General features: G+C 75.7%; 25 protein-coding genes. 13 read left to right on the top strand and 12 right to left on the bottom strand.

Going from position 1 to position 26,181, the window contains the following annotated elements; all coding sequences use genetic code 11:
- The first annotated feature begins 112 nt into the window (after positions 1–112).
- Positions 113–1,519, top strand: coding sequence for a cation:dicarboxylate symporter family transporter (locus ACI8AC_RS13410; protein ID WP_456898278.1), 1,407 nt, complete (start codon positions 113–115; stop codon positions 1,517–1,519).
- A gap of 54 nt (positions 1,520–1,573) precedes the next feature.
- Here ACI8AC_RS13410 and ACI8AC_RS13415 read toward each other — a convergent pair whose 3' ends face one another.
- Positions 1,574–2,491, bottom strand: coding sequence for a ribonuclease Z (locus tag ACI8AC_RS13415; RefSeq protein WP_456898279.1), 918 nt, complete (start codon positions 2,489–2,491; stop codon positions 1,574–1,576).
- Positions 2,492–2,547: 56 nt separating this feature from the next.
- Between ACI8AC_RS13415 and ACI8AC_RS13420 the strand changes: the two genes are divergently transcribed.
- The 4 genes from ACI8AC_RS13420 to ACI8AC_RS13435 are packed head-to-tail and all read left to right on the top strand — an operon-like array spanning position 2,548 to position 6,668.
- Complete coding sequence (locus tag ACI8AC_RS13420) at positions 2,548–3,300, top strand: hypothetical protein (protein ID WP_456898280.1); 753 nt, start codon at positions 2,548–2,550, stop codon at positions 3,298–3,300.
- Positions 3,297–4,118, top strand: a complete 822-nt coding sequence (locus ACI8AC_RS13425; RefSeq protein ID WP_456898281.1) for a glucose 1-dehydrogenase — start codon at positions 3,297–3,299, stop codon at positions 4,116–4,118. The genes ACI8AC_RS13420 and ACI8AC_RS13425 overlap by 4 nt, the downstream gene beginning before the upstream one ends.
- Positions 4,115–5,047: a cyclase family protein gene (locus ACI8AC_RS13430; protein ID WP_456898282.1), complete on the top strand. Its 933-nt coding sequence runs from the start codon at positions 4,115–4,117 to the stop codon at positions 5,045–5,047. The genes ACI8AC_RS13425 and ACI8AC_RS13430 overlap by 4 nt, the downstream gene beginning before the upstream one ends.
- Before the next feature lie 13 nt (positions 5,048–5,060).
- Positions 5,061–6,668, top strand: a complete 1,608-nt coding sequence (locus tag ACI8AC_RS13435; protein WP_456898283.1) for a GMC oxidoreductase — start codon at positions 5,061–5,063, stop codon at positions 6,666–6,668.
- 19 nt (positions 6,669–6,687) lie between these two features.
- Here the strand turns inward: ACI8AC_RS13435 and arr are convergent, their stop codons facing one another.
- The 5 genes from arr to ACI8AC_RS13460 all read right to left on the bottom strand — a co-directional run bounded on the left by arr (position 6,688) and on the right by ACI8AC_RS13460 (position 10,867).
- On the bottom strand, positions 6,688–7,149 hold the full coding sequence (gene arr / locus ACI8AC_RS13440; protein WP_456898284.1) for an NAD(+)--rifampin ADP-ribosyltransferase: 462 nt from the start codon (positions 7,147–7,149) through the stop codon (positions 6,688–6,690).
- 157 nt (positions 7,150–7,306) lie between these two features.
- Positions 7,307–7,726 carry a DNA alkylation repair protein gene (locus ACI8AC_RS13445; protein WP_456898285.1) on the bottom strand — a complete coding sequence of 140 codons (420 nt, stop codon included), beginning with the start codon at positions 7,724–7,726 and terminating at the stop codon, positions 7,307–7,309.
- Complete coding sequence (locus tag ACI8AC_RS13450) at positions 7,681–7,989, bottom strand: DNA alkylation repair protein (protein WP_456898286.1); 309 nt, start codon at positions 7,987–7,989, stop codon at positions 7,681–7,683. The genes ACI8AC_RS13445 and ACI8AC_RS13450 overlap by 46 nt, the downstream gene beginning before the upstream one ends.
- Positions 7,990–8,229: 240 nt before the next feature.
- The gene (locus ACI8AC_RS13455; RefSeq protein ID WP_456898287.1) at positions 8,230–9,462 is read right to left on the bottom strand and encodes a cation:proton antiporter; all 1,233 of its coding nucleotides are present in this window, start codon (positions 9,460–9,462) and stop codon (positions 8,230–8,232) included.
- 13 nt (positions 9,463–9,475) lie between these two features.
- Positions 9,476–10,867 carry a dihydrolipoyl dehydrogenase family protein gene (locus ACI8AC_RS13460; protein WP_456898288.1) on the bottom strand — a complete coding sequence of 464 codons (1,392 nt, stop codon included), beginning with the start codon at positions 10,865–10,867 and terminating at the stop codon, positions 9,476–9,478.
- A 119-nt stretch (positions 10,868–10,986) separates the two neighbouring features.
- Here ACI8AC_RS13460 and ACI8AC_RS13465 point away from each other — a divergent pair, with 119 nt between their 5' ends.
- The 4 genes from ACI8AC_RS13465 (at position 10,987) to ACI8AC_RS13480 (ending at position 15,207) form a co-directional block, all read left to right on the top strand.
- Positions 10,987–12,831, top strand: a complete 1,845-nt coding sequence (locus ACI8AC_RS13465; protein WP_456898289.1) for a glycoside hydrolase family 15 protein — start codon at positions 10,987–10,989, stop codon at positions 12,829–12,831.
- A 62-nt stretch (positions 12,832–12,893) separates the two neighbouring features.
- Positions 12,894–13,676 carry an RNA polymerase sigma factor gene (locus ACI8AC_RS13470; RefSeq protein WP_456898290.1) on the top strand — a complete coding sequence of 261 codons (783 nt, stop codon included), beginning with the start codon at positions 12,894–12,896 and terminating at the stop codon, positions 13,674–13,676.
- Positions 13,669–13,962: an anti-sigma factor family protein gene (locus tag ACI8AC_RS13475; RefSeq protein ID WP_456898291.1), complete on the top strand. Its 294-nt coding sequence runs from the start codon at positions 13,669–13,671 to the stop codon at positions 13,960–13,962. The genes ACI8AC_RS13470 and ACI8AC_RS13475 overlap by 8 nt, the downstream gene beginning before the upstream one ends.
- A gap of 66 nt (positions 13,963–14,028) precedes the next feature.
- Entirely contained in the window at positions 14,029–15,207 is a 1,179-nt protein-coding gene (locus tag ACI8AC_RS13480; protein WP_456898292.1) for an LLM class flavin-dependent oxidoreductase, read from the top strand.
- Positions 15,208–15,279: 72 nt separating this feature from the next.
- Here the strand turns inward: ACI8AC_RS13480 and ACI8AC_RS13485 are convergent, their stop codons facing one another.
- Positions 15,280–16,911, bottom strand: coding sequence for an MFS transporter (locus ACI8AC_RS13485; RefSeq protein WP_456898293.1), 1,632 nt, complete (start codon positions 16,909–16,911; stop codon positions 15,280–15,282).
- A gap of 160 nt (positions 16,912–17,071) precedes the next feature.
- On the opposite strand from ACI8AC_RS13485, the gene ACI8AC_RS13490 reads away from it, so the two are divergent.
- Complete coding sequence (locus tag ACI8AC_RS13490; RefSeq protein ID WP_456898294.1) at positions 17,072–17,536, top strand: hypothetical protein; 465 nt, start codon at positions 17,072–17,074, stop codon at positions 17,534–17,536.
- An 11-nt stretch (positions 17,537–17,547) separates the two neighbouring features.
- Here the strand turns inward: ACI8AC_RS13490 and ACI8AC_RS13495 are convergent, their stop codons facing one another.
- The 3 genes from ACI8AC_RS13495 to ACI8AC_RS13505 form a co-directional block, all read right to left on the bottom strand.
- Positions 17,548–19,002, bottom strand: a complete 1,455-nt coding sequence (locus ACI8AC_RS13495) for an ATP-binding protein (RefSeq protein ID WP_456898295.1) — start codon at positions 19,000–19,002, stop codon at positions 17,548–17,550.
- Positions 18,999–20,657: an FAD-dependent oxidoreductase gene (locus ACI8AC_RS13500; protein ID WP_456898296.1), complete on the bottom strand. Its 1,659-nt coding sequence runs from the start codon at positions 20,655–20,657 to the stop codon at positions 18,999–19,001. Before ACI8AC_RS13500 ends, ACI8AC_RS13495 begins: the two co-directional genes overlap by 4 nt.
- A 152-nt stretch (positions 20,658–20,809) precedes the next feature.
- Positions 20,810–21,178, bottom strand: coding sequence for a thioredoxin family protein (locus tag ACI8AC_RS13505; protein ID WP_456898297.1), 369 nt, complete (start codon positions 21,176–21,178; stop codon positions 20,810–20,812).
- A gap of 163 nt (positions 21,179–21,341) precedes the next feature.
- Here ACI8AC_RS13505 and ACI8AC_RS13510 point away from each other — a divergent pair, with 163 nt between their 5' ends.
- The 3 genes from ACI8AC_RS13510 to ACI8AC_RS13520 all read left to right on the top strand — a co-directional run bounded on the left by ACI8AC_RS13510 (position 21,342) and on the right by ACI8AC_RS13520 (position 24,044).
- A complete protein-coding gene (locus tag ACI8AC_RS13510) occupies positions 21,342–21,683 on the top strand; it encodes a UBP-type zinc finger domain-containing protein (protein WP_456898298.1) in 342 nt (113 codons plus the stop codon).
- A 232-nt stretch (positions 21,684–21,915) separates the two neighbouring features.
- A complete protein-coding gene (ctaD, locus tag ACI8AC_RS13515; RefSeq protein ID WP_456898299.1) occupies positions 21,916–23,676 on the top strand; it encodes an aa3-type cytochrome oxidase subunit I in 1,761 nt (586 codons plus the stop codon).
- Positions 23,673–24,044 (top strand): hypothetical protein, encoded by a 372-nt coding sequence (locus tag ACI8AC_RS13520; RefSeq protein ID WP_456898300.1) that lies wholly within the window; start codon positions 23,673–23,675, stop codon positions 24,042–24,044. The genes ctaD and ACI8AC_RS13520 overlap by 4 nt, the downstream gene beginning before the upstream one ends.
- Here the strand turns inward: ACI8AC_RS13520 and ACI8AC_RS13525 are convergent.
- Both ACI8AC_RS13525 and ACI8AC_RS13530 read right to left on the bottom strand, forming a co-directional pair.
- On the bottom strand, positions 24,027–25,304 hold the full coding sequence (locus ACI8AC_RS13525) for an alpha/beta fold hydrolase (RefSeq protein ID WP_456898301.1): 1,278 nt from the start codon (positions 25,302–25,304) through the stop codon (positions 24,027–24,029). The genes ACI8AC_RS13520 and ACI8AC_RS13525 overlap by 18 nt on opposite strands.
- Positions 25,305–25,423: 119 nt before the next feature.
- Entirely contained in the window at positions 25,424–26,128 is a 705-nt protein-coding gene (locus ACI8AC_RS13530; RefSeq protein ID WP_456898302.1) for a dienelactone hydrolase family protein, read from the bottom strand.
- Positions 26,129–26,181: the final 53 nt, after the last annotated feature.

Consider the following 26,181-nt stretch of genomic DNA (forward strand, 5'->3'; position numbering starts at 1 on the left):
GCGCGGGGCGTGAACGGAATGAACGCATCCGTGACCGCGGTCACCGCGTCCCGCACCGTGATCTGCGTCGCCCTCCCGGTCGACTCCCCGCAGCCGATCCCCAGGAGCTCCCATGGCCCACCCGACGGCGGTCGCCCGGCGCGACCGCACCCACTGGCTCTACCTCGCGGTGATCGCCGCGGTCCTCGCCGGCATCGGCGTCGGCCTGCTCTTCCCCGACGTCGCCGCCGGGCTCAAGTGGATCGGGACGGCGTTCGTCGGCCTGATCAAGATGATCATCGCGCCGGTCATCTTCTGCACCATCGTGCTGGGCATCGGCTCGATCCGGCAGGCGGCCAAGGTCGGCCGGGTCGGCGGGCTGGCGCTCGGCTACTTCCTGCTCATGTCGACGGTGGCGCTGGCCATCGGCCTGGTGGTCGGCAACGTGCTGCACCCGGGCGACGGGCTGCAGATCTCCGAGGACCTGCGCGGCGAGGGCGCCGAGCTGGCGGCCACCGCGCACGAGAGCGGCGGGACGACGGACTTCCTGCTGGGCCTCATCCCGACCACGCTGCTGTCGGCGCTCACCGACGGCTCGGTGCTGCAGGCGCTGCTGGTCGCGCTGCTCGTCGGGTTCGCCATCCAGGCGATGGGCCCGGCCGGTGAGCCGCTGCTGCGCGGTGTGGGGCACCTGCAGAAGCTGGTCTTCCGCATCCTCGCCATGATCATGTGGGTGGCGCCCGTCGGCGCCTTCGGGGCGATCGCCGCCGTCGTCGGCGAGACCGGCGTCGACGCGCTGAAGAGCCTCGCGGTGATCATGCTGGGCTTCTACGCGACCTGCGTCCTGTTCGTGGTCGTCGTGCTCGGCCTGCTGCTGCGCCTGGTCACCGGCGTCAACCTCTTCAGCCTGCTGCGCTACCTGGGCCGGGAGTTCCTGCTCATCGTGTCGACCTCCTCCTCGGAGACCGCGCTGCCCCGGCTCATCGCGAAGATGGAGCACGCCGGCGTGAGCCGGCCGGTCGCCGGGATCGTCGTCCCGACCGGGTACTCGTTCAACCTCGACGGCACCGCCATCTACCTGACGATGGCCTCGCTGTTCATCGCCACGGCGCTGGGCGACCCGCTGTCGGTGGGCGAGCAGGTCGGCCTGCTGCTGTTCATGATCGTCGCCTCCAAGGGCGCGGCCGGCGTCACCGGCGCGGGCCTGGCCACCCTGGCCGGCGGGCTCTCGGCGCACCGGCCGGACCTGCTCGACGGCGTCGGGCTCATCGTCGGCATCGACCGGTTCATGTCCGAGGCCCGGGCGCTGACCAACTTCGCCGGGAACGCGGTCGCCACCCTGCTGGTCGCCACCTGGACCCGCGAGCTCGACCGCGAGCAGCTGTCGGCCGCGCTCTCCGGCAGCGCCCCGTTCGACGAGGCCACCATGCTCGACGACCACGGCGCGACGCCGCCCCCGGCCTCGGGCACCAACGCCGGCCCGGGCGACCGGGACGCCGCGGCCGAGGAGCGGGAGCTGGCGCAGGCGTCGCTGCGCTGATCGGGACCACCCGCGCGGGCCGGCACCGGGGCACCGGTGCCGGCCCGCGCGCGTCTACGGGGCCCGGCGCGGGGGCAGCGGCACGGTCCGGAGGTCCTCGGCCACGACCAGGTCCCCGTCGAAGACGGCGGCCGCCTCGTCGCGGAACGCCCGGGGGTCGGGGTAGCGCTGGGAGAAGTGGGTCAGCACCAGCCGGCGCACCCCGCACTCCGCGGCCACCGCGGCCGCCTGGCGCGCGGTCAGGTGGCCGTACTCGTGGGCGAGGGCGGCGTCCTCGTGCAGGAACGTGGCCTCGACGACGAGCAGGTCCGCGCCGTCGGCCAGGGCGTGCACGCCGTCGCAGAGGCGGGTGTCCATCACGAAGGCGAACCGCTGGCCCGGCCGCGGCGCGCTGACCTCCTCCAGGCGCACGGTCCTCCCCCCGGTGTCGAGCACCCCCGCGCGCTGCAGCCGGCCGACGTCGGGGCCGGCGACGCCCGCCGCGGCCAGCCGGTCGGGCAGCATGCGGCGGCCGTCCGGCTCGACCAGGCGGTAGCCGACGGCGTCGACCGTGTGGTCCAGGCGGCGCGCCTCCAGCACGGGCGGACCGGCGTCCAGGACGCCGTCCCCCGACACCGGCTCGGGCCGCAGGTCGGTGACGTCGCGGAAGGACGACGCGGCCAGCAGCCGGTCGAGGAAGTGCCGCCCGGACGCCGGGGAGTGCACCGGCACCGGCCGCGTCACGCCGTCCAGCGACATCCGCTGCACCACGCCCGGCAGGCCGAGGCAGTGGTCGCCGTGGAAGTGGGTCAGGCAGATGCGCGTGACCGCGCTGCTCGGGACGCCGGCGAGCAGCATCTGCCGCTGCGTGCCCTCCCCGGGGTCGAACAGCAGCCCCTGCCCGTCCCAGCGCAGCAGGTACCCGTTGTGGTTGCGCGTGCGGGTCGGGACCTGGCTGGCGGTGCCGAGGACGACGAGCTCGCGGACCGTCACCCCGCCGACCGTAGGCGGGCGCGTAACGTCCCGCCGCCGCGGCAGACCACGACCGCGTGACCCTCATCGAGATCCCCGACCGGGCCGCGGCGGCCGCCACCCGGGAGAGCTGGCACCGGGTGGCCGAGCACGTCCTCGCGGCCGGCCAGTACGCCGCCGCCGGGACGATCCGGCTGCGCCCCGTCCCCGGCGGCCTCGGCACCACGGCGGGCGTCGACGGCCGGCAGCTCGCCGTCGTCGGTGCCCGGCTGGTGGTCACCGGGCCGGGCGGCCGCACGGAGGCGCCGCTGACCACCCTGCGCGAGGTGGCCACGGCCGCCGGCGTCCGGCCCGGCCTGCGGGGCAGCTACACCCCCGCGACCCCGCTCGACCTCGACGCGCCGCTGCCCGTGGACCCGCCGGCGGCCGCCGCCCTGGCCGCCTGGTTCGCCCTCGGCGACACCGCCCTGCGCCGGCTCGCCGCCGCCCTCGGCAGCCCGCAGGAGCCGGTGCTGTGGCCCGAGCACCTCGACCTCGGGATCGCGCACGACGCGGTGGACTACGGCGTCTCCCCCGGCGACGACGCCGTCCCGGAGCCCTACGTCTACGCCGGCCCGCACGAGGGGCCGCCCGCCGACCCCGACGTCGACCGCGACTTCTGGACCGCGCCGTTCGGGGCCGCGCGGACCGCCGCGCAGGTGGCCGGCGCCGACGAGGCCGTCGACTTCCTCCTCCAGGCCAGAGCACGCATCGCCAGAGCACGCACCGCCAGAGCACGCACCGGCAGAGCACGCACCGGCAGAGCACGCACCGACAGGAGCAGGTCATGAAGGGACTGCAGGGCAGGACGGCGCTGGTCACCGGCGGGAGCTCCGGGATCGGCCAGGCCATCGCCGTCCGGCTGGGCCGGGAGGGCGTCGACGTGGCGATCAACTACGTCGGCCCGCCGCAGGGCGCCGAGGAGACCCGGGAGGCCATCGAGCACGGGGTCGAGATCTGCGTGAAGGAGATGTCGGCCGCCGGCACCCGGCCGGTGCTGGTCGCGGCCGACGTCTCCCAGGAGGACCAGGTCGCCGCGATGTTCGACCGGGTCCTCGGCGAGTACGGCCGCGTCGACCTCCTGGTCAACAACGCCGGCATCCAGGTCGCCGCCGACAGCGACGAGCTCGACGCGGCCGCCTTCGACCGGGTCCTGGCGGTCAACCTGCGCGGGGCGTTCCTGTGCAGCCGGCAGGCCATCCGGTCGTGGCTGGGCGCCGGGGCCGGCGGCGCGATCGTCAACGTCTCCAGCGTCCACCAGGTCATCCCGAAGCCGCGGTTCCTCGGCTACTCCGTGTCCAAGGGGGGCATGCAGAACCTCACCCGCACGCTGGCGCTGGAGTACGCCGCCCGCGGCATCCGGGTCAACGGCGTCGGCCCCGGCGCCACCGTCACCCCGATCAACCGCTCCTGGGTCGACGACCCGGTCAAGCGGCGCATGGTGGAGGGCCACATCCCGATGCGGCGGGCCGGCGACGCCGAGGAGATGGCCGCGGTCACCGCCTTCCTGTGCTCCGACGAGGCCGCCTACGTCACCGGCCAGACCCTGTTCGTCGACGGCGGGCTGACCCTCTACCCGTCGTTCGAGACGACCTGGTCCTCGGAGTGAGCACGGTGCAGGTCCCGCCGTCCGTCGCGGAGCGGACGGCGGGGTGGTTCCCCTCGCGGTGGGGTCCGGACGACGAGGCCGGCGCGCTCAACGAGATCACGCCGGCGACGGTGCTGGCGGCGGTGTCGCTGGTCCGCACCGGCCGGGTGCTCGACCTGGCGCACGTGCTGCACGCCGGGGTGCCGGCCTTCCCCGGTCGCACGTTCCGCTCCTACCTGACCACGAACGCGCACTCGGTCAACCGGCGCCGGCCGGGCGGCACCCCGGACGGCTGGGGCCGCAACGCGGTCAACTGGGTCGTCGAGCAGGTCACCGCGACCCAGCAGATGGGCACCCACCTGGACGCCCTCAACCACCTGCAGGTCGGCGACCGCACCTACAACGGCCACCGGGTCGGCGACATCGCCGAGGAGCACGGCACCAACCGGCTGGGCGTGGACACCCTCCCCCAGGTCGTCACCCGCGGGCTGCTGCTCGACGTGGCCGCGGCCCGCGGCGTCGAGGCGCTCGGGCCCGGCGACGTGCTCACCGTCGCCGACGCCGAGGCCGCGCTCGGCGACCGGCGGCTGCGGCCCGGGGACGCCGTGCTGTTCCACACCGGCTGGGGCCGGCTCTGGGACGACGACCCGGCCGGCTACGGCGGCGGCGAGCCCGGGCCGGGGCTGGAGCTCGCGGAGTGGCTGGCCGGGCACGGGGTCGCGCTGACCGGGTGCGACACCTGGAGCTACGGGCCGGTGCCGGCCGAGGACCCCGACGAGCCGTTCGTCGTCCCGCAGACCCTCAACGTCCGGCACGGCGTGGTCGTGCTGGAGAACCTGCGGCTGGCCGAGGCGGCCGCCGCCGGGCTGCGCGAGTTCTGCCTCGTGGTCAGCCACGCCAAGCTGCTCGGCGCCACCGGCGCCTGGGTCACCCCGCTCGCGATCACCTGAGGAGAGGTCCGCCATGAGCGAGCACGCCGACGTCGTCGTCATCGGGTCGGGCGCCGGCGGTGGTGCCGTCGCCTGGGCGCTGGCCCCCACGGGGAAGAAGGTGCTGCTCCTCGAGCGCGGCGACCGGCTGCGCCGGGAGCCGCAGAACTGGGACCCCGAGGCGTTGTGGGCCGACAAGCGCTACGCCAACAGCGGGCAGTGGACCGACGGCGCCGACGGCCGCCGCTTCACCCCGAAGCAGCACTACTACGTCGGCGGGAACACCAAGTTCTACGGCGCCGTCCTCTACCGGTTCCGGGAGCGCGACTTCGGCCCGGTGCGGCACGTGGACGGCGTCTCCCCGGCCTGGCCGATCACCTACGCCGACCTCGCGCCGTACTACGACCGCGCCGAGGCGCTGTACCAGGTGCACGGCACCCGAGGCGAGGACCCGGACGACCCCCCGGCGAGCGGGCCCTACCCGTGGCCGGCGATCAGCGACGAGCCGCGGATCGCCCAGCTGCGCGCCGACCTCACCGCGGCCGGGCTGCACCCGTTCTCGCTGCCCAACGGCATCCTGCTCGACGAGGCCCGGCCGCACCTGTCGGCCTGCATCCGCTGCGCGACCTGCGACGGGTTCCCGTGCCTGGTCAACGGCAAGGCCGACGCGCAGGTGATGACCGTCGAGCCCGCGCTGCGGCACCCGAACGTGACGCTGCGGACCCGCGCCCGCGTCGTCCGGCTGGAGACCGACCCCACCGGGCGCAGCGTCTCGCGGGTGGTCGTGGACCGGGACGGCGAGCGGGAGGAGTACACCGCCGACGTCGTCGTCCTCGCCGCCGGGGCGATCAACTCCGCGGCGCTGCTGCTCGCCTCGGCCTCGGACCGGCACCCGGCCGGCCTGGGCAACGGCTCCGGGCACGTCGGCCGGCACCTCATGCTGCACAACAACTCGGGGCTGGTGGCGTTCTCGAGGACGCCGAACCCGACGCGGTTCCAGAAGACGCTGGGGGTCAACGACTTCTACTGGTCCGACCCGTTCGACCCCGACTGGCAGTACCCGGTCGGCTCCATCCAGATGAACGGCAAGAGCGACGCGGTGCTCATCGGCTTCGACGTGCCCGACGCCCGGGACCCGGCCGACCTGGCCCGGCACTCGATCGACTTCTGGCTGACCACCGAGGACCTGCCCCTGGACGAGAACCGGGTGACCGTCGACCGCGACGGGCGGATCAGCCTGCGCTACACCCGCACCAACGCGGCCGAGGTGGCCCGCCTGCGGATGCGGCTGGAGGGCCTGCTCGACGGGATGCGCTGCGAGTCCGACGTGTACGAGAACCGCACCTACGCCGGCGGCCAGCTCGGCATCGGCGGTGTCGCGCACCAGAACGGGACCGTCCGCTTCGGCCCGGACCCGGCCGAGGCGCCGCTCGACCTGGACTGCCGGATGCACGAGGTGGACGACCTCTACGTCGCCGACTCCTCGTTCTTCGTCTCCAGCACGGCGGTGAACCCGACGCTGACGATCGTCGCCAACGCCCTGCGGGTGGCCGACCGGATCGCCGAGCGGCTGGGCGCCGGCGAGACGGCCCGCGCCGTCCCGCCGCCGCGGGTGGAGCCGGAGGTGGCCGTGCGGGCCTGACCCGGAGCGAGGGCTCCGCCTAGTCCTCGATGACGTCCAGTCCCTGCTGCCGCAGCCGCGCCAGGTGATCCAGCATCCCCTCCACCAGCTCCGGGTCATGCCCCTGCCAGCTCTCCACCTCGCCGACGACACGCAGCGGGTGACGGGTGCGGTAGGACTGGGTGGGGTTGCCGGGGAATCGCTTGTCGGTCACGTTGGGGTCGTCCTCGAAGGGGCCCAGGGGCTCCACGACGTAGATGCGACCCCGCTCCCCGTCCCCGGCCAGCGCTGCCGCCAGTTCCGCTCCCCAGGCGGCCGTGTCCACGAGGGCGGCGAAGTAGACGTGGTTCGAGACCCGGCCCTCCTGGAAGTTCGAACCGTGGCCGGGGACCAGCTCGTCGCCGACCTCGAGCGCGGACCTCGTCCCGTGGTAGAAGGGTCCCCCGACGTGCTCGCAGCGCTCATAGGTCACGGGGGCACGGGTGCTGCTGGTCTCGCCCATCGCCGTCCTCTCCTCAGCCGTCGCGGTCGCGGGGGTGCCCTGGGTGAGTGAGCCGCTCGAGGGCAGCCGGCCGGCTCACCGTGCGGACGGGTGTCCGAGCGGGCCGTCCGGCCACACCGACGATCCGGCCGGCTGGTCCTGCCTCGGGGAGGAGCGCCTACCCGTCGCCCTGCCGGCTCACCACCTCGGTGATCCAGATCGGCGCGTACGGGGACGTGCAGTTCGGGGGCGTCGGGTAGTCCTTCAACACCTCCAGGCGCTTGCCGATCTCGATCGCCCTGGCGCGGTGCTCGGCGTGCCCGATGCCGATCCGGGCCAGGCAGTGGTTCACCGCCCACTGCAGGCGATCGGGGGCGTCCCCCATCTCCGCCTCGATGACGTCGAGGAGCCCGGGGAGGTCGAGACCGTCGGGCTTCTTCGCCACCCGCTCGGTGGTCAGCGCCCAGCCGGCGCTCGCGACCACCGGGTCCGGGTCGGCGGACCAGGCCCGGCGCAGCTCCTCGGCGTGCGGGCTCTTCGCGACCACGTGGTTCACCAGCCAGTCGTGCACCTTGGGGGTCCGCGCCCGGCGCAGCATGGTGTCCAGCTCGTCCGCCCGAGCACCTTCGGACGGCAGGTCAGGATCGCCAGCAGGCGCGCCGCGGAGTCACCGGTCGCCCACAGGTCGCGCGCGAGCTCCGGCTGGGTCTTCAGCCGCTTGGCCAGCGCGCGCAGGCTGCCCGGGTTCACGCCGTGGTCGTCGCCGTGCCGTGCGTTGACCTCGCGGATCCTGGGGTCCTCGAGCGCGGCCAGCTCGGCCATCACCTCGGCCACCGCCGCCCCGCACACCGCCGTCCGCACCAGCTCGGCCTCCTCTCCCCGCGCATGGAACCAGCCCCCCACGACGGTTCTCGGTCCCCCGCTCGCCGACCGCACCGCGCCACGTCCCCGCGGGAACGCCTCCGCGGGAACGCCTCCGCGGGAACGTGGGCAAGTCCGAGGCCTTGCCGACGTCCCCGCGGAGGCGTCCGGTGGTCCGGAGGAGGGCCCACGCGGTCGACCCGGCCGTGGCATCGGCCGGGTCGAGCCGCGCGCCGGGGCTCAGCGGAACTGCATCGCCACCCCTCGCGGCGCCCCCGGCTCGGCGGCGGCCTCGGTGGACGGCGTCCGCCCCAGCAGGCCGAGCGCCAGCGCCGGGTAGACCAGCACCGAGAGCAGCCCGGCGCAGACCAGCGCCGCACCGGTCACCGGCTCCAGCCGGCCGGTGGCCTCCCCGATCTGCACCGCGGTCACCAGGAACGGCAGGGAGGTGGCCTGCAGCAGCCCGACGGCGGCGGCGCCGCGCCACCCCAGGGCCCGCGCGTGCAGCAGCGCCGGCAGGCCGCGCACCAGCAGCAGCACGGCCAGGAACACCGGCACCCGCAGCAGCGCCGACGGCTCCTCGACCAGGCCGCGCAGGTCCAGCCGCACCCCGCTGCTGACGAAGAACACCGGGATCAGGAAGCCGAACCCGATCGCCTCGAGCTTGACGCGGAAGCGCGGGTGGCCCGCCGAGTCGCGGTCGAGGAGGCCGACCAGGGCGCCGGCCAGGAAGGCGCCGAGCAGCAGCTCGAACCCCACCCGCTCGGCGAGGACGACGAAGGCGAACAGCAGCACGACGACCAGCCGCACCCGGATCTCCGCCGTCGTGTCCTGCAACCGCACCAGCACCTCCCCCAGGCGCATCGACGTGCCGACCCGGCCGAGCACGACCGCGAGGACCGCCACCAGGACGCCGGAGCCCACGAGCACGGCCGCCGTGGTCCCCGCCCCGCCGCCCGAGGTCGAGAAGAGCAGGGTCAGCAGGACGATGGCGGAGAAGTCGGCGACCGAGGCGCCGGCGACGACCGTGCGGCCGACCGGCGAGGCCACCTGCCCGGCGTCCTTGAGGACCGGGACGACCAGCCCCAGCGCGGTGGCGGTCAGGGCCACGGCGAGGAACGTCGGGGAGGCCGTCCAGCCCAGCGCGCCGGTGCCGAGGCCCGCGACCAGGGCGAGCCCGGCGCTGAGCAGGTAGCCGGCGCCGGCCAGGCCGAGGGACCACCCGCGCAGGCCGCGCAGGTCGATCTCCAGGCCGGCCAGGAGCAGCAGGAACGCCAGGCCGGTGACGGACAGGACGGCGACCGGCAGGTCGACCTCGACCCAGCCCAGCACCGAGGGCCCCAGCACCACCCCGGCGACGATCTCCAGGACGACGGCGGGCACCCGCAGCCGCGGCGCCCAGCCGAGCGCCAGGGGCACGAGGGCCGCCACCGCGGTGACGACGAGCAGGTTGCCGAACGAGACGTCGGGCACGACGGGCCTCCGGTCAGGCGTCGAGCGCCTCGAGGGCGTGCAGCCACACCTCGGAGACGGTCGGGAAGGAGGGGACGGCGTGCCGCAGCTCGGCCACGGGCACCCGCCCGGCGATCGCGACGGTGGCCGAGTGCAGCAGCTCCTGCACACCGCTGCCGGTCATCGTCACGCCGACGAGCACGTCACGGGCGGCGTCGACCACCAGGCGGGTGGTCCCCTCGGCGCCGTCGGCCAGGACGTACGCGCCGGGCACGTCGGCGAGGGCCACGTCGACGACCCGCACCGCGAGTCCGCGGGCGCGCGCCCCCTCGGCGGTCAGCCCGACCGCGCAGACCTGCGGGTCGGTGAACGTGACCCGGGGCACCACGTCACGGCTGGCCCGGTCGGTGAGGTCGCCACCGGTGAGCGCGGAGGCGGCGACCCGCGCCTGGTACTTGCCCATGTGGGTGAAGGCCGCCAGGCCGGTGCAGTCCCCGACGGCGTACAGCCAGCCCCCCGGCACGCCGGTGGCGCGCATGCGCTGGTCGACCTCGATCGGGCGGCCGGGGGCCAGGCCCACCGTCTCCGATCCGACGTCCGCGGTCGCGGGCCGGCGGCCGACGGCGACCAGCAGCTCGTCGGCGGTCACCGCCGTCCCGTCGGAGAGCGTCGCGGTCACCGGGCCGTCGGACCCGGCCCGTGCGGCGGACACCACGAGCGTCCCCAGGCGCACCGCCACCCCCTCGCGGGTCAGCGCGGCCAGCACCTGCTCCCCGGCGAACGGCTCCTCGCGCGGCAGCAACCGGGACGTGCCCTCCACGACGGTGACCTCGGCCGAGCCGAGCCGGCGGAACGCCTGCGCGAGCTCCAGGCCCACCGCGCCCCCGCCCATGACCAGCAGCCGCGCCGGGACCTCCTTGGCCGCGGTCGCGGCGCGGTTGTCCCAGGGGCGGACGTCGGCCAGCCCGGGCACCGGGGGCAGGACCGCGCTGCTGCCGGTCGCGAGCACGACCGCCCGCCGCGCAGCCAGCGCCGGGCCGCCCGCCACGGCCACCCGCCGGGACCCGACCAGCCGGCCCGTACCGCGCACCAGCCGCACGCCGTGGTCGGCCAGCCAGCGCTGCTGCCCCGCGTCGTCCCAGTGCGCGGTCATCAGGTCCCGGCGGGCCAGCGCGGCGGGGACGTCGACCGGCCGGTCCCCCGCGGCCGCGGCCCCGGGGACCCGGCGGGCGGCGGCCAGGACGTCGCCCGGCCGCAGCAGCGTCTTGCTCGGGACGCACCCCCAGTAGGAGCACTCGCCGCCGACCAGCTCCCGCTCGACCAGCACGGTGGACAGGCCGCGCTGGGCGCACCGGCCGGCCACCACCTCCCCGGCGGGGCCGCCGCCCACCACGACGACGTCGACCTCCTGCACCGCAGCGGACACGGGGACCTCCTCGGGTTCGGTGACCCCTGGTCGCGTCAGCGGGCGAGGGCGTTACGCGTAACGGCGGCCGGTCCCCGCACGACAGGGCGCACACCACCGCCGTCCGCCCGGGAGACCCCATGAGCTCCACGCCCGTCGCCGACCACGCCTTCCTCTCCGACCGGCACTCCAGCGCCCTCGTCGACCGCGCGGGATCGGTCGAGTGGCTCTGCTTCCCGCGCTTCGACAGCGCGTCGGTGTTCGGCCGGCTGCTCGACGACGACGCCGGCCACTGGTCGGTGCACCCGGCGGGCGAGTGGCGCTCGAGCCGCCGGTACGCCGGGCGCTCGCTGGCCCTGGAGACGACCTTCACCACCACCGGGGGCACCCTGGTGCTCACCGACGCCCTCGGCCTCGGCCCCGACAACGGCGGGCACCGGCTCGGCCGGGACGTGCCGCACGTGCTGGTCCGCCGGCTGGCGTGCACGGACGGCGAGGTCGAGGTGGACGTCGACTACCGGCCGCGGCCCGAGTACGGCCTCGTCGTCCCGCTGCTGTCCTCCGTCGACGGCGGGGTGACCGCCCGGGGCGGCGCCGACTGGCTGGTGCTCACGCTCCCCGGCCGGGTGCTCATCGCCGCCGGCCGGGCCCGCGCCCGGCTGCGGCTTCGGGCCGGCGAGGTCGTCCACCTGGCGCTGCAGCGCAGCACCCTGGGCGACGCCGTCTCCGCGCACGTCTGGGCGCAGGAGGACCTCGCGGCCCTGCTCGACCGCACCCTCGCCGACTGGGAGTCCTGGTGCGACCTGCACCAGGCCTACGACGGGCCGTGGGCCGACCTGGTGCACGCGAGCGGCCGGGTGCTGCAGGGGCTGTCGTACCAGCCGAGCGGCGCGGTCGTCGCCGCGGCCACGACCTCGCTCCCGGAGGGGGTGGGCGGCGAGCGGAACTGGGACTACCGCTACGCCTGGGTGCGCGACGCCAGCTTCACCATGGAAGCGCTGTGGGTGGCCGCCTGCCCGGACGAGGCCGAGGACTTCTTCGCCTTCGTGACCACCGCCGGCGCCGGTGGGGTGGGGCCCGAGCAGTCGCTGCAGATCATGTTCGGCGTCGCCGGGGAGCACGACCTGACCGAGCGGACCCTGGGCCACCTCCGCGGCTGGCGGGGCAGCCGGCCGGTGCGCGTGGGCAACGGCGCCTGGGACCAACGGCAGGTCGACGTGTACGGCGAGCTGCTGGGCGCGGCCGCCCGGCTGGCCGAGCAGCTCGCGTCCCTCGACGAGGACACCCGGCGCTTCCTGGTGGCCTGCGCCGACGCCGCCGCCGTGCGCTGGCGCGACCGCGACCAGGGCATCTGGGAGGTGCGCGGCGAGCCGCAGCACTTCCTCTACTCCAAGGTGATGTGCTGGGTCGCCCTCGACCGGGCCGTCACCCTTGCCGCGGTGCTGGGCGCCGAGGACCGGGTGGACCGCTGGAAGCGGACCCGGGACGAGATCGCCGCGACGGTGCTCGAGCAGGGCTGGTCGGAGGAGGCGCAGGCCTTCACCCAGTACCCGGGCACCACCGCGCTGGACGCCTCGAACCTGATGATGCCCATCGTCGGTTTCCTGCCCGCCGACGACCCGCGGGTCCTGGCCACGATCGACGCCATCGCCGACCGGCTGACCGACGAGCGGGGGCTGGTCTACCGCTACCGCACCGACGACGGCGTCGACGGGCTGGCCGGTGAGGAGGGCACCTTCCTGCTGTGCACCTTCTGGCTGGCGCAGGCGCTGGCGATGTCCGGCCAGGTCGAGCGGGCACGGGAGGTCTTCGCCCGGGCGGCCGGCTACGTCAGCGACCTCGGCCTGCTCGCGGAGGAGGTCGACGCCGGCACCGGTGAACTCCTCGGCAACTTCCCGCAGGCGTTCAGCCACATCGGCCTGGTCAACGCCGCCTGGGCGATCGACCAGGCCGAGCGGGCGCTGCACGGGACGAAGGTCCGGTGACACCCGGCGGCGCGGCCGGCATCCTGGGACGGTCCTCCCGGCCGATCGCGTGGAGGCCGCGCATGACCGAGCCGCCCCGCCCGCGCCCGGCGCCGCCCGGCCCCGCCTCCGCGGGCCCGGGGACCGAGCGGTCCGGCGCCCCGCCCGTCGGCGTGGCGGTCGCCGCCACCCGTCCCGGTGGCAGCGACGACCAGGCCGGGCTGCTGGCCCGGCTCCGCGCGGGCGACCAGCGGGCCTTCGCCGAGCTCGTCGACACGTGGTCCCCCGTCATGCTGCGGGTGGCGATGCTGCACGTCTCCTCCCGGGCGTCGGCCGAGGAGGTCGTGCAGGAGACCTGGCTGGCGGTGGTCCGCCAGCTCGACCGGTTCGAGGGGCGCTCCTCGCTGCGGACCTGGGCCTTCCGCATCCTGGAGAACCTGGCGCGCACCCGAGGCCGCCGGGAGGCCCGCACGCTGCCCTGGTCGGCGGCCTTCCCGGGGGACGGCGAGGGCGACCGCGGCGGGCCGACGGTCGACCCGGCCCGCTTCCGCGGCCCCGGTGACCGCTGGCCGCGGCACTGGACCGACGCCGGCGCACCGGTCGCCTGGGAGCCCCCGCCCGAGGACGCCGCTGTGGCCGCCGAGGTGCGCCGCGAGCTGCGCGCCGCCCTCGACGAGCTGCCCCCGCGGCAGCGCGCGGTGGTCGAGCTGCGGGACGTCCTCGGGCTCTCCTCGGACGAGGTGTGCGCCCGGCTCGCCCTGACCCCGGGCAACCAGCGCATCCTGCTGCACCGGGGGCGGGCCCGGCTGCGGGCCCGCCTCGAGCGGCTGTACCGGGGCACCACGGAGGGAGACGGCGGTGGGTGAGCCGCAGCGCCCGGGCGGGTCCGGGGACGGGGCCGTCCTCGAGGTGGCCTGCCAGGAGTTCGTCGAGCTGGTCACCGAGCACCTCGAGGGCGCGCTGCCCCCGGCGGTGGAGCGGGCGGTCGTCGAGCACCTGGCGCTGTGCGACCCGTGCGTGCAGTACCTGGCGCAGGTGCGCGCCACCACGGCCGCGCTGGCGCAGCTGCCGCCGCCGACGCTGCCGGAGCCGGTGCGCGACCGGCTGCTCGACCTGTTCGCCCGCCTGCACCCGCCCACCGCCGGACCGTGACCCTCCCGCTCGGGGTGTGACCTCGGTTACGTTCAGGGCCTTTAGTCCCTGAACCGAGGAGAGCACATGGACAGGCTGCGCTTCGGCACGTTCCTCGCCCCGTTCCACCCCGCCGGCGAGAACCCCACGCTGGCCCTGCAGCGGGACCTGGAGCTGGTCGAGCACCTCGACCGGCTGGGCTACGACGAGGCCTGGATCGGCGAGCACCACTCGGCGGGGACGGAGATCATCGCCTCCCCGGAGATCTTCATCGCCGCGGCCGCCGAGCGGACCCGGCACATCAAGCTCGGCACGGGCGTCACCTCGATCGCCTACCACAACCCGCTGTGGGTGGCCGAGCGCATGGTCCTCCTCGACCACCTCACCCGAGGCCGCACCATGCTCGGCTGCGGGCCGGGCTCGCTGCCCACGGATTCGATGATGCTGGGCCTCACCCCGACCGACACCCGCGAGCTGCTCGAGGCCGACCTCGACATCATCATGCGGCTGCTGCGCGGCGAGACGGTGACCGAGAAGACCCGCACGCACGAGCTGATCGACGCGCGGCTGCACCTGCGGCCCTACTCGGAGCCGTGCTTCGACATCGCCGTCGCCGCGGTCGCCTCCCCGACCGGGCCCCGGATGGCCGGCCGGCACGGCATCGGGCTGCTCTCGATCGGGGCGACCCTGACCAAGGACGGCTTCGACGCCCTCGCCCACCACTGGAACGTCGTCGAGGAGCGGGCCGCCCACTTCGGGCAGAGCGTCTCCCGGCGCGACTGGCGGCTGGTCGGGCTCATGCACGTGGCCGAGACCCGCGAGCAGGCCTACGACGACGTCCAGTACGGCATCGAGACCTGGTTCCGCTACTTCCAGAAGACCGCGGCCTTCCCCCAGATGGCCGTCGAGGGCGGCGACGCCAAGGAGATGATCGACTTCATCAACGAGGCCGGCATCGGCGCGATCGGCACCGTCGAGGACGCCCGCGCGCAGGTCCAGCGGCTGTGGGACCAGTCCGGCGGCTTCGGGGCCATGCTCCTGCTCGGCCACGAGTGGGCCGACCCGCAGGCCACGAGGCGCTCGTGGGAGCTCATCGCCCAGCACGTCATGCCGCACTTCCAGGGCGGGGCCGTGTCCCACGCGCAGCAGACCCTCGCCGCCAAGGAGTGGGCGATGGGCAAGCGGGAGGACTACGCCGCCGCGCAGATGCAGGCCGTGGCGACGATGACCGAGCGCTACGAGAAGGAGAAGTCGGGCCAGGCCTGAGCAGCGGTGACGGCCGGGTGGGGACCTCCCCGCCCGGTCCTCCCCCCGCCGGGGCGCCGGTCGGGACGCCGGTCAGCCGTGGGCCGCGTGGCCGTGGGCGTGCAGGTGGTCGTGACCGGGCGCCCGGGAGCGACGCCGGTCGCCGTCCTCCCGGTCGCCCGCCTCGTCACCTGCGTCGTCACCCGCGTCGCCGTGCTCGTCGGCGGGCTCGTCGGCGGGCTCCTGGTCGCCGTCGGGCTCGTGGTCGCCGCCGTCCCCCGCCCCGCGCCGCAGGTCGGCCACGCCGAGCGCGAGCGCCACGGCGACGCCGGCGAGCGCCGCGGCCAGCCCGGCGGCGGCCGCGGTCGGGTAGTCCTCCCCGGTGGCGCCGAGCACCACGTAGTAGAGCCCCGGCAGGGCCGCCGTCCCGATGGCGCCGCCGAAGCGCTGCGCGGTCTGCAGACCGCCCCCGGCCGAGCCGGCCAGCCGCACCGGCACCTCGCGCAGCGTCATGGTGATGTTCGGCGAGATGACCATCCCGCCGCCCAGGCCCGCGAGGAGCAGGGCCGGGGCCACCGCCCACCCCAGCGCCCCCTCGGGCACGGCGACCAGGACCGTCACGACCGCGCCGAGCCCGACCAGGACGCCGGTGAGCCCCACCACGGTCAGCCACCGCCCGAACCGCTCGACCAGCCGGCCGGCCACCACCGCCGAGACCGCCGAGCCCAGCGCGAACGGGGTGACGGCCAGGCCGGACTGCAGCGGGGTGAACCCCAGGCCGGTCTGGAAGAACAGCGCGAAGACCAGCCAGATGCCGCTGAAGCCGACGAAGTAGGCGGTGGCCAGCGCCGCGCCGATGCCGTAGCCGCGGGTGCGGGTCACCAGCCGCGGGTCGAACACCGGCTCGCCGCCGCGGGCCACCACCCGGCGCTCCCACGTGGCGAACCCGGCCAGCACGGCGACGCCGACCGGGAACAGCCACCACAGCGCGGCCAGCCCCCCGGCCTCCGCGCGGACCAGCGGCAGCAGCAGGGCCAGGGCGCCGGCCCCGAGCAGCAGCACCCCGCCGGCGTCCACCCGGCCCGGCCGGCCGGTGCCGCCGCGGGGCAGCAGCCGCCACGCCAGCACGAGGGCCACCACGCCGATGGGCACGTTCACGTAGAAGATCCACCGCCAGCCCCCCGGGCCGTCGGCCAGCCGGAGGATCAGCCCGCCGAGCACCGGCCCGATCGCCGTCGACAGGCCCACGGTGGCCCCGAAGAGGCCGAACGCCTTGCCCCGCTCGCCGCCGCGGAACAGCTGCTGGATCAGGCCGGAGTTCTGCGGCGCGAGGCACCCGGCCGCCACCCCCTGCGCCAGGCGCGCGGCGACGAGCAGCCCCACGGTGGGCGCGGCGCCCGCCGCCGCGCTGCAGAGCACGAACAGCGCCAGCCCGACGAGGAACATCCGCCGACGGCCGAAGGCGTCCCCGAGCCGGCCGGCCGTCACCAGCACCAGCGCGAAGGTCAGCGCGTACCCGGAGACCACCCACTGCACGGTGGCCGGCGAGGCCGCGAGGTCCTGCTGCAGGGAGGGCAGCGCCACCGACACGATGCTGACGTCGAGCAGGCTCATGAACCCGGCGACGAGGGTGACCGACAGCGCCCGCCAGCGGCGGGGGTCGGGCCGGTAGGTGTCCGGATCGGCCTCGGCGGGTGCGTCGCGGGTGGGCGGCCGAGCCGTCACGGGCGTCTCCAGACGTGCAGGGGTGGTGAACTCCCGGTGGCTACCCGCCCGGCCCGGTCCTGCACCGCGGGGCAGATGACCTCCGGCACTACCGGGCCGGGGCCGGGCGGCGGGACGCTCGGCGGCACCCGCCCGCTCTCGGCCGTCCCCGGGAGGACCCATGAGCTCGCTGCGCCGCACCCTGGTCACCGGCGCGCTGGCCGGTTACGTCGCCAGCCGCACCATGGACGCCGTCACCGGCGTCTTCCACGCCCGCCAGAGCGAGGCCTCCCGCAAGCGGGAGGAGGAGATCGCCCCCGGCGGCACCCTCGTCCAGCTGGGCCGGCAGCTCGGCGCGGCCACCGGGCGGGACCTCGACGACGCGGCCGCGGGCCGCGTGGGCCTGGCCGTCCACCGGACGTTCGGCACGACCTACGGGGTGCTGGCCGCCCTGCTCGCCCGGCGCGGGCTGCACCCGGTCGCCGCCGGGCTCGCCGTCGGCGCGGCCGCCTGGGTGGTCGTCGACGAGGGGACGGCGCTGCCGACGATGACCGACTACCCCCTGGTCAGCCACGCCCGCGGGGTGGTCGGGCACACGACCGTCGGGCTGACGATCGGCACCCTGCTGGCCCTGACGGCCGACTGACCGCCCGGCGGTCAGCCCCTCGTGCCGGGCCGCTCGGCCAGCGGCAGCAGCACCTGGAAGCGGGTCTCCCCCGGCCGCGAGCGCAGCCGGAGGTCGCCCCCGTGCCGGCTGACCACGATCCGGTAGGCGTAGTCCAGCCCCAGCCCGGTGCCCTTGCCGAAGGGCTTGGTGGTGAAGAACGGCTCGAACACCCGCCGGCGCAGCTCCTCGGGCACGCCGGGCCCGGTGTCGACCACCTCGACCAGCGCGCAGTCGCCGTCCCGGCCGGTGCGCAGGGTCAGCGTGCCGGTGCCGTCCCCGTCGTCCCCCGCCATGGCGTCGAGGGCGTTGACCACCAGGTTGGTCCACACCTGGTTGAGCTCGGCGGCGAACGCGGGCACGGCCGGCAGCGAGCGGTCGTACTCCTTCACCACGGTGACGCCGGGCGGGATCTTCGAGCCGAGGACGAGGAGGGTGGCGTCCAGCCCCGCGTGCAGGTCGGTGGGCTGGTGCGGCGCCCGGTCCACCTGCGAGTACTGCTTGGCGGCGTCCACCAGGTTCGAGATCCGCGCCGTGCTCTCGATGATCTCCACCAGGAGCGACTCGGTCTCCACGGTGTAGGACAGCCAGCGCAGCGCCGGCTCCAGGGAGCCCTCGTCGACCGCGCCGGCCACCCGGTCGAGGTCGTCGGGGCCGAGGCCGGCGGGCACGAAGACGGCGGCGAGCTCCCAGGCCCCGCCCACGCCGTGGTCGGTGATCCAGTCGGCGAGCTCGTCCTCCCGGTCCGAGCGCTCCAGCGCGGTGAGCTCGGGGGCCCCGGCCACGCGGGCGACGAGCTCCTCCTGCAGCCCGGTGAGCGCGCGCATCACCCCGCCGTCCAGCTTGCCCGCCGACAGCAGCGCGAGCTTGTGCCGCATGCCCGCCACCCGCTCGCGCAGGGCCGCCGCCGCCCGCGACGCGGCGGCGGCGGGGTTGTTCAGCTCGTGGGTCAGCCCCGCCGACAGCTTGCCCAGGGCCAGCAGCCGTTCTCGCTGGGTCACCAGCTCGGAGAGGTTGCGCTGCCCGAAGAACAACCCCTCCAGGAGGTGCACCGCCATCGGGTACCACCGCCGGAACACCTCGGCGAAGCCGGCCGCCGGCAGCGCCAGCACCCGGACGTCGGTGACGGCGCGGACCGTCGCCGGGTACACCTGCTCGATGCGGTCGCCGACGTAGAACTGCACCGCGCCGGAGTAGACGCCGCGCTGGGAGGAGCGCACCGTCTCGACCTCGGTGCCGCCGACGGTGCGGACCATGCTGATGGTCCCGTCGAGGAGCACGTGGAAGCACTCGGCCGGGGCGCCCTCGGTCGAGATCTCCGCCCCCTCGGCGTAGTCCACGACGTCGGCGTGCGAGGCGACCCAGTCCAGCTGCTCGTCGTCGAGGTCGGCGAAGAGGAACAGCTCCCGCAGCGCGGCCGGGGCGAGCCGGGCCTCCGCCGCCGTCACCGCTCCCCCAGGTACCGGTGCACGAGGGTAACGGCCATCGCGCCCTCGCCGACCGCCGAGGCGACCCGCTTGACCGACTCGGCCCGCACGTCCCCGGCGACGAACACCCCGGGGAGGCTGGACTCCAGCAGGTACGGGTCCCGGTCGGGTGCCCAGCCCGGCGGGCGCCGGCCGCCGACCACCAGCGCGGGGCCGGTGGGCACGAAGCCGCGCTCGTCGCGGACGACGGTGCCGTCGAGCCACCCCGTGCGCGGCGCCCCGCCGATGAAGACGAACAGGTGGCCGGCCCGGACGGTCTCGCGCTCGCCGGTGGCGGCGTCGGCGAGGGTGACCGCCTCCAGGTGCCCGTCGCCGTGCGCGGCGGCCACCGTGGTGCAGGTCCGCACCGACACGTTGGGCAGCGCGGCGAGCTGGTCGACCAGGTACGCCGACATGGACGCCTCCAGCGACGGGCCGCGCACGAGCAGGCACACCGACCGGGCGTACCGGGAGAAGAAGACCGCCGCCTGGCCGGCCGAGTTGGCCCCGCCGACGATGTAGACGTCGCGGTCGGCGCACTCGGCGGCCTCGGTCATCGCCGAGCCGTAGAAGACCCCCCGGCCGGTGAGGTCGTCGGCACCGGGGACGCCCAGGCTGCGGTAGGAGACACCGGTGGCGAGGACGACGGCGTGCGCGCCGATCCGCCGGCCGTCGTCGAGCCGGAGCACCCGCTTGGGCCCGTGCGCCTCCAGCGACACCACGTCGCGGGCCAGCAGCAGCTCGGCGCCGAACTTGACCGCCTGCCGGCGGGCGCGGTCGGCGAGCTGCCCGCCGGAGACGCCGTCGGGGAAGCCCAGGTAGTTCTCGATCCGGCTGCTCTGCCCGGCCTGGCCACCGGTCGCCTCCCGCTCGACGAGCACGGTGCGCAGCCCCTCCGAGGCCCCGTACACCGCCGCCCCGAGCCCCGCCGGGCCGCCCCCGACGACCACCAGGTCGTAGAACTGCTCACGGGGGTCGACCGCCAGCCCGGCCACCGCGGCGAGCTCGGCCTCGCTGGGCGCGACCAGCACGCGGGCGTCGGGGGTCACCACCACCGGGAGCTGCTCCGGGCCGGCGCCGGCCGCCTCGAGCAGCCGCCGGCCCTCGGGTTCCTCCACGCTGTACCAGCGGTACGGGACGGCGTTGCGGGCCAGCAGGTCGCGGGCGCGGGCCGAGGGCGCCGACCAGCGGTGCCCGACCAGCTTCACGCCGTCCGCCGCGGGGTCCGGGGTGGACCGCCAGGTCTCGATCATGGCGTCGACGACCGGGTACAGCTTCTCCTCGGGCGGGTCCCACGGCTTGAGCAGGTAGTGGTCGACGTCGACCACGTTGATCGCGGCGATGGCCGCGTCGGTGTCGGCGTAGGCGGTGAGCAGCGCCCGGCGGGCGCGCGGCACCAGGTCCATCGCCTGCTCGAGGAACTCGATGCCGTCCATCCCGGGCATGCGGTAGTCGGCCAGCAGCGCCGCCACCGGGTCGCCGCGCAGGGTCAGCTCGCGCAGCGCGTCCAGCGCCTCGGCGCCGGAGGAGGCGCGCAGCACGCGGAACTCCTCGCCGTACCGGCGGCGCAGGTCACGGGCGACCGAGCGGGAGACGCCGGGGTCGTCGTCCACGCTGAGCAGCACCGGCTTGGGCATGGGTCCTCCTGTCGCACCGCCGGCCGCGCCGGCGGCAGGCCGGGCCGCGCGGGCGGCCCGGGGGGTGACGGCCCGCGGACGGCGTCGGCCGCGGCGACGGCCACGCTAGACCCGGCCACGGCCCACCGACAGCCCCGCGGACCCGCCCGCGGTCAGGGGCCGGTGACCGGCTCCGGGAACTGGGCCCGCACCGCGTCCATGTCCAGGCTGCGGACGGTGGCGATGAGCAGGTCCACCGAGTCCCCGGGCAGCCACCCCGGCTCGGCGAAGACCGTCACGCCGTCGCGGAAGACCATGAGCGTCGGGGCGGCCCGGACCCCGACCCGCGCGGTGAGGTCGGCCTCCGCCTCGGTGTCGACCGTGGCGAACAGCAGGTCGGGGTGCCGCCGTGCGGCGGCGTCGAAGACGGTCGCGAAGGCCCGGCTGGAGCCGGACAGCTCGGTGCGGAAGTCGACCAGCACGATGCCCGGCCCGTCGACGGTCGAGGTGAAGTCCTGCGCGCCCAGCGCGACGGTGCCCATGCGCCCCTCCCGGTGACCGACCCCCACGGCTCCCCTCCTGGTGACCGGCCTCCATGGAACGCCCCCGCGGCCCCCGCGTCGACCCGGGGCGGATGCGCGGGCACCTTCCCGTCGCGCCCCGCCGTCCCTACGGTGGGCGGCGGACCCACGACGGAGGCCGGCGATGACCGCAGCGATCGACCCTTCCGTGCCGCCGAGCGGCACCGGGTGCGTGGAGTGCGAGGAGCTCGGCGGGTGGTGGTTCCACCTGCGCCGGTGCGCGGCCTGCGGGCACGTCGGCTGCTGCGACTCCTCGCCGTCCCGGCACGCCCGGGCGCACGCGGCCGAGGCCGGGCACCCGGTCGTCCGCAGCTTCGAGCCCGGCGAGGCCTGGTTCTGGGACTTCTCCGCCGAGCGGGCGGTCCGCGGCCCGGACCTGGCCCCGCCGCTGTCCCGGCCGGTCGAGCAGCCCGCGCCGGGTCCGGCCGGGCGGGTCCCCGCCGACTGGCGCTCCCGCCTGCACTGAGACCGCCTGCACCGAGACCGCCTGCACCGAGACCCCCGCCCGCCGTGAACTGCCGCGCGCGCTCCGCTTGCCTCTCCCGGGGTCACGACCATGATGGGGGTACCGTCCGGACCCCCGGGCGGGAGCACCGCCGAACCGGTGGGCCGGCGCGCCACGGCCGTCCGCCGGGCGGCCGAGCACCTGGGGGAGCCATGGCCCGTCCCCGCCCGGCCCGCACCGGGGAGCGTCCCGCGTGACCGCCATCGCGCCCCGGCCGATCGTCAGCCGCCCGGCCGGCGCCGAGCCGGCCGGCAAGGGCGGTCGGCTGTCGAACCTGCTGCGGACCACCGACCACAAGACCATCGGCCTGATGTACCTGGCCACGTCGTTCTTCTGGTTCGTGATCGGCGGCCTCATGGCCATGCTGATCCGCGGGGAGATCGCCCAGCCGGGGCTGCAGTTCCTCTCGCCCGAGCAGTACAACCAGCTGTTCACCATGCACGGCACGGTGATGCTGCTGTTCTTCGCCACGCCGCTGTTCTTCGCCTTCGGCAACCTGATCATGCCGCTGCAGATCGGCGCGCCGGACGTGGCGTTCCCCCGGCTGAACAGCTTCTCCTACTGGCTGTTCCTCTTCGGCAGCACGATCGCCGTCTCCGGGTTCTTCACCCCCGGCGGCGCCGCCGACTTCGGCTGGTACGCCTACACCCCGCTGTCCACCGTCGTGCACAGCCCCGGCCCGGGCGGGGACCTGTGGATCGCCGGCCTGGCCGTCTCCGGCCTGGGCACCATCCTGGGGGCGGTCAACTTCATCACCACCATCGTCTGCCTGCGGGCGCCGGGGATGACGATGTTCCGGATGCCGATCTTCTGCTGGAACACCCTGGTCACCAGCCTGCTGGTGCTCTTCGCCTTCCCGATCCTCACCGCCGCTCTCTTCGCCCTGCTGGCCGAGCGGCAGCTGGGCGCGATGGTGTACTCGGACGAGATGGCCGGGCCGATCCTCTGGCAGCACCTGTTCTGGTTCTTCGGCCACCCCGAGGTCTACATCATCGCGCTGCCGTTCTTCGGCATCGTCACCGAGATCATCCCGGTGTTCAGCCGCAAGCCGCTGTTCGGCTACAAGGGCATGGTCGGGGCGACGCTGCTGATCGGTGGCCTCTCCCTGGCGGTCTGGGCGCACCACATGTACGCCACCGGCGCGGTGCTGCTGCCGTTCTTCGCGTTCCTCACCTACCTGATCGCCGTGCCGACCGGGATCAAGTTCTTCAACTGGATCGGCACCATGTGGCGGGGGCAGCTGAGCTTCGAGACGCCCATGCTGTTCTCGATCGGGTTCCTGATCACCTTCCTGCTGGGCGGCCTGACCGGCGTCCTGCTGGCCTCCCCGCCGCTGGACTGGCACCTCAACGACACGTACTTCGTCGTCGCGCACTTCCACTACGTCGTCTTCGGGACCGTGGTCTTCGCCGCCTACGCGGGGGTCTACTTCTGGTTCCCGAAGATGTGCGGCCGGATGATGGACGAGCGGCTCGGCAAGCTGCAGTTCTGGATGGTGTTCGTCGGGTTCCACGGCACGTTCCTGGTGCAGCACTGGCTGGGCAACGAGGGCTACCCGCGCCGGTACGTCAACTACCTGCCCACCGACGGCTTCACGACGCTGAACACGATCTCCACGATCTTCAGCTTCGTGCTCGGGGCCTCGATCATCCCGTTCCTCTACAACGTCTGGAAGTCCTGGCGCAACGGTCCGCTGGCGCTGCGGGACGACCCCTGGGGCCACGGCAACTCGCTGGAGTGGGCGACCTCGTCGCCGCCGCCGCGGCACAACTTCACCGAGATCCCGCGGATCCGCTCCGAGCGCCCGGCGTTCGAGGCCCACTACCCGCACATGCTCGACCGGCTGGAGGCCGAGAAGCACGTGGGCAAGCGGCACGATCCCTTCGGCGGGGTCAGCGAGATGGGGCTGACCTCCGGCCGGCGCAGCGGGTCCGAGGACCCGGACCCGACATGAGCACCGGCCGACGGGTGCGCGCGGCCGGCGCCGCCCGGCCGGCGCGGCGACCGGCGGACGGCGCCCGGGACCGGCGTGCCCGGGTCCCCCGGGGGACCGACGAGGAGGTGCTCGCCGCGCTGCGGGACGACCTCGAGCGCGAGGACCCGTCCTTCCGGCACGCGGGCCAGCGGCTGGTCCGCGACCGCTGCCGCCGGATGCTGGCCACGGTGGTCGGCGGGTGGATCGCGGCCGTGGTCCTCGCCTTCGCGCTGGGGCCCCGGGTGGTCGCGCTCCTGGCCGTGCTCGTCCTGGGCGTCCCCCTGCTGGTGGCCGGGGCCCGACGGGGGGACGGCGTCCCGCGGGAGCGGTCACCGGGAGCCGGGTGACCCGTCGGAGCCCTCCAGCCGGCCGGCACCGGCCGGGACCGGGACCAGCCGGCACGGTCCGGTGGGCGGCCGGGTCGCGGTGGCCCGGAGCAGCTCCCCCAGCCCCTGCGCGGCCACGGCTGCGCGCTGGCCGGCCGGCTCGCCCCGCAGGAGGGTCGCCGCGGCGAGCAGCAGCTGCAGGCCGGCCGAGGCCTCCAGGTTCAGGTGCACCGGCAGCGGGATCCGCCGCAGGAGGCCGCCGGGGTAGCGGGTGAGCAGCGCGTCGGCCAGCCCCAGGGCCCCGAACGCGCCCAGGAGCCGGCGGGTCCGGGGCGACCATCCCAGCAGCCACGGGACGGTGAGCAGCGCCGGGGCGGTCAGGTGGTCCAGGACGGCGTGCAGCCCGGCCGGCAGCCGCCCGCCCGGGGTCAGCGGGTCGTCGGCGCCGGGCCGGGGGACCACCACACCGTCGGCACCGGGGACGAGGTCGCCGGTCAGGAAGCCGTGGACCAGGCGGGCGGTGACGGCCGGCGCCGTCCAGTGCACGTTGTGCGCCGCCCCCTCCACCACGACCAGCCGCCCGTCGGGCAGGAGGGCGGTGAACCGCTCGGCCCAGGCCTGCGACAGCGTCTGGTCGTACTGCCCGCGGACGACGAGGGTCGGCGCCTGCACCCGTGGCAGCCGCTGCTCGATCGGGTCGTCCACGGTCCGGACCAGTTGCTGCAGCACCCGCAGGAACCCCGCCGAGAGGTACTCCAGCTGGACGACCGGCTGCAGCGAGGGCGCCTCGAAGGCCTGGTTGCGCAGCACCCGCGGGTACTGGCGCAACGGCGAGCGGTAGGCGGGGTCCGGTGTCGGGCCGCCGAGCACCAGCCGGCCGACCCGCTCCGGTGCCCGGGCGGCGAGCTCGACGGCGACCTGGACCCCGACGGAGTTGCCGTAGAAGGACGCCCGGTCCACGCCGACCGCGTCGAGCCAGGCGGTGAGGTGGCCGGTCTGCTCGGCGACGTCGGGACCCCCGGGCCACGGCGTCCCGGCCGCCCTCGGGGAGCGGCCGAAGCCCGGCAGGTCCGGGGCGAGGACCCGGTGCCCGAGAGCGGCCAGACGGCGCCCGAGCGGGACGAGGTGGCGGCTGGACAGCCCGAGGCCGTGGACGAGCACGACCGGCTCGGGGCTCCTCGCGTGCCCCGGCCAGGTGCGGGCGTGCACCCGGCCGACCGCGGGGACGTCGGTGCACAGGTGCCGCGGGGCGGGGCCGGCGGGGGTGCGGAGCGGGGACACGGCGGACTCCCGGGGATGGCCGGCTCGGAGCCGGCGCCGGCCGCCCGGGGCTGGACGTCCTGCCACCTTGCCCGGCACCGGCCGTGGCCACACCTCCGGCCGTGCCGCCGCTCCGCGGATCAGCGCAGGTGCTGGTCCAGGAACCGCAGCACGCGCCCCCAGGCGTCCTCGGCTGACGGGTGGTGGTAGCCCACCCCGGCGACGCGGGCCAGGACGGTCAGCGGGCCGGCGTTGTGCCGGTTCATGAACGAGTGCCCGGCGTCCGGGTACTCGCGGACGTCGTGCGGCACCCCGTGCTCGGTGAGCGCCGCCTCGACCCGCGCGGCGGCCCCCCGCAGCGACGGGTCCCGCCGCCCGTAGCTCGCCACCACCGGGCAGGCACCGGCCAGCACCGCGGCCGGGTCGTCGGGCAGCGGCCCGTAGTGCGGCGCGGCGACGTCGAAGCCGCGGGTGGCGGCCAGGAGCGCGAACCCGCCGCCGAGGCAGAAGCCGAGGACGCCGACCCGGCCGGTGCAGTCCTCCCGGCCGGCCAGCCAGGCCCGCGCCGCGTCGAGGTCACCGAACGCCGGGCCCTCACGCCGGGACAGGTCGGCGAACACGCGCCGCAGGCAGCGGAACCCGCCGGCGGAGAGCAGGTCCGGGGCGACGGCGAGGTAGCCGGCCGCGGCCAGCCGGTCGGCGTGCTCCCGCACGTCGTCGGTCAGCCCGAACACCTCGTGCACGACCACGACGCCGGGCCACGGGCCCGCCCCGACCGGCGGCACCGCCAGGTGGGCGCGCAGCTGCGGAGCGCTGGCCCCGCCCGGGATGGCCGTCTCGGGCACGCGGGCCTCCTCGTCTCACCGGTCGCTCGCCCGGACGCTAGCCCCGCGGGAGG

It is taken from the genome of Geodermatophilus sp. SYSU D00758, assembly GCF_054049955.1.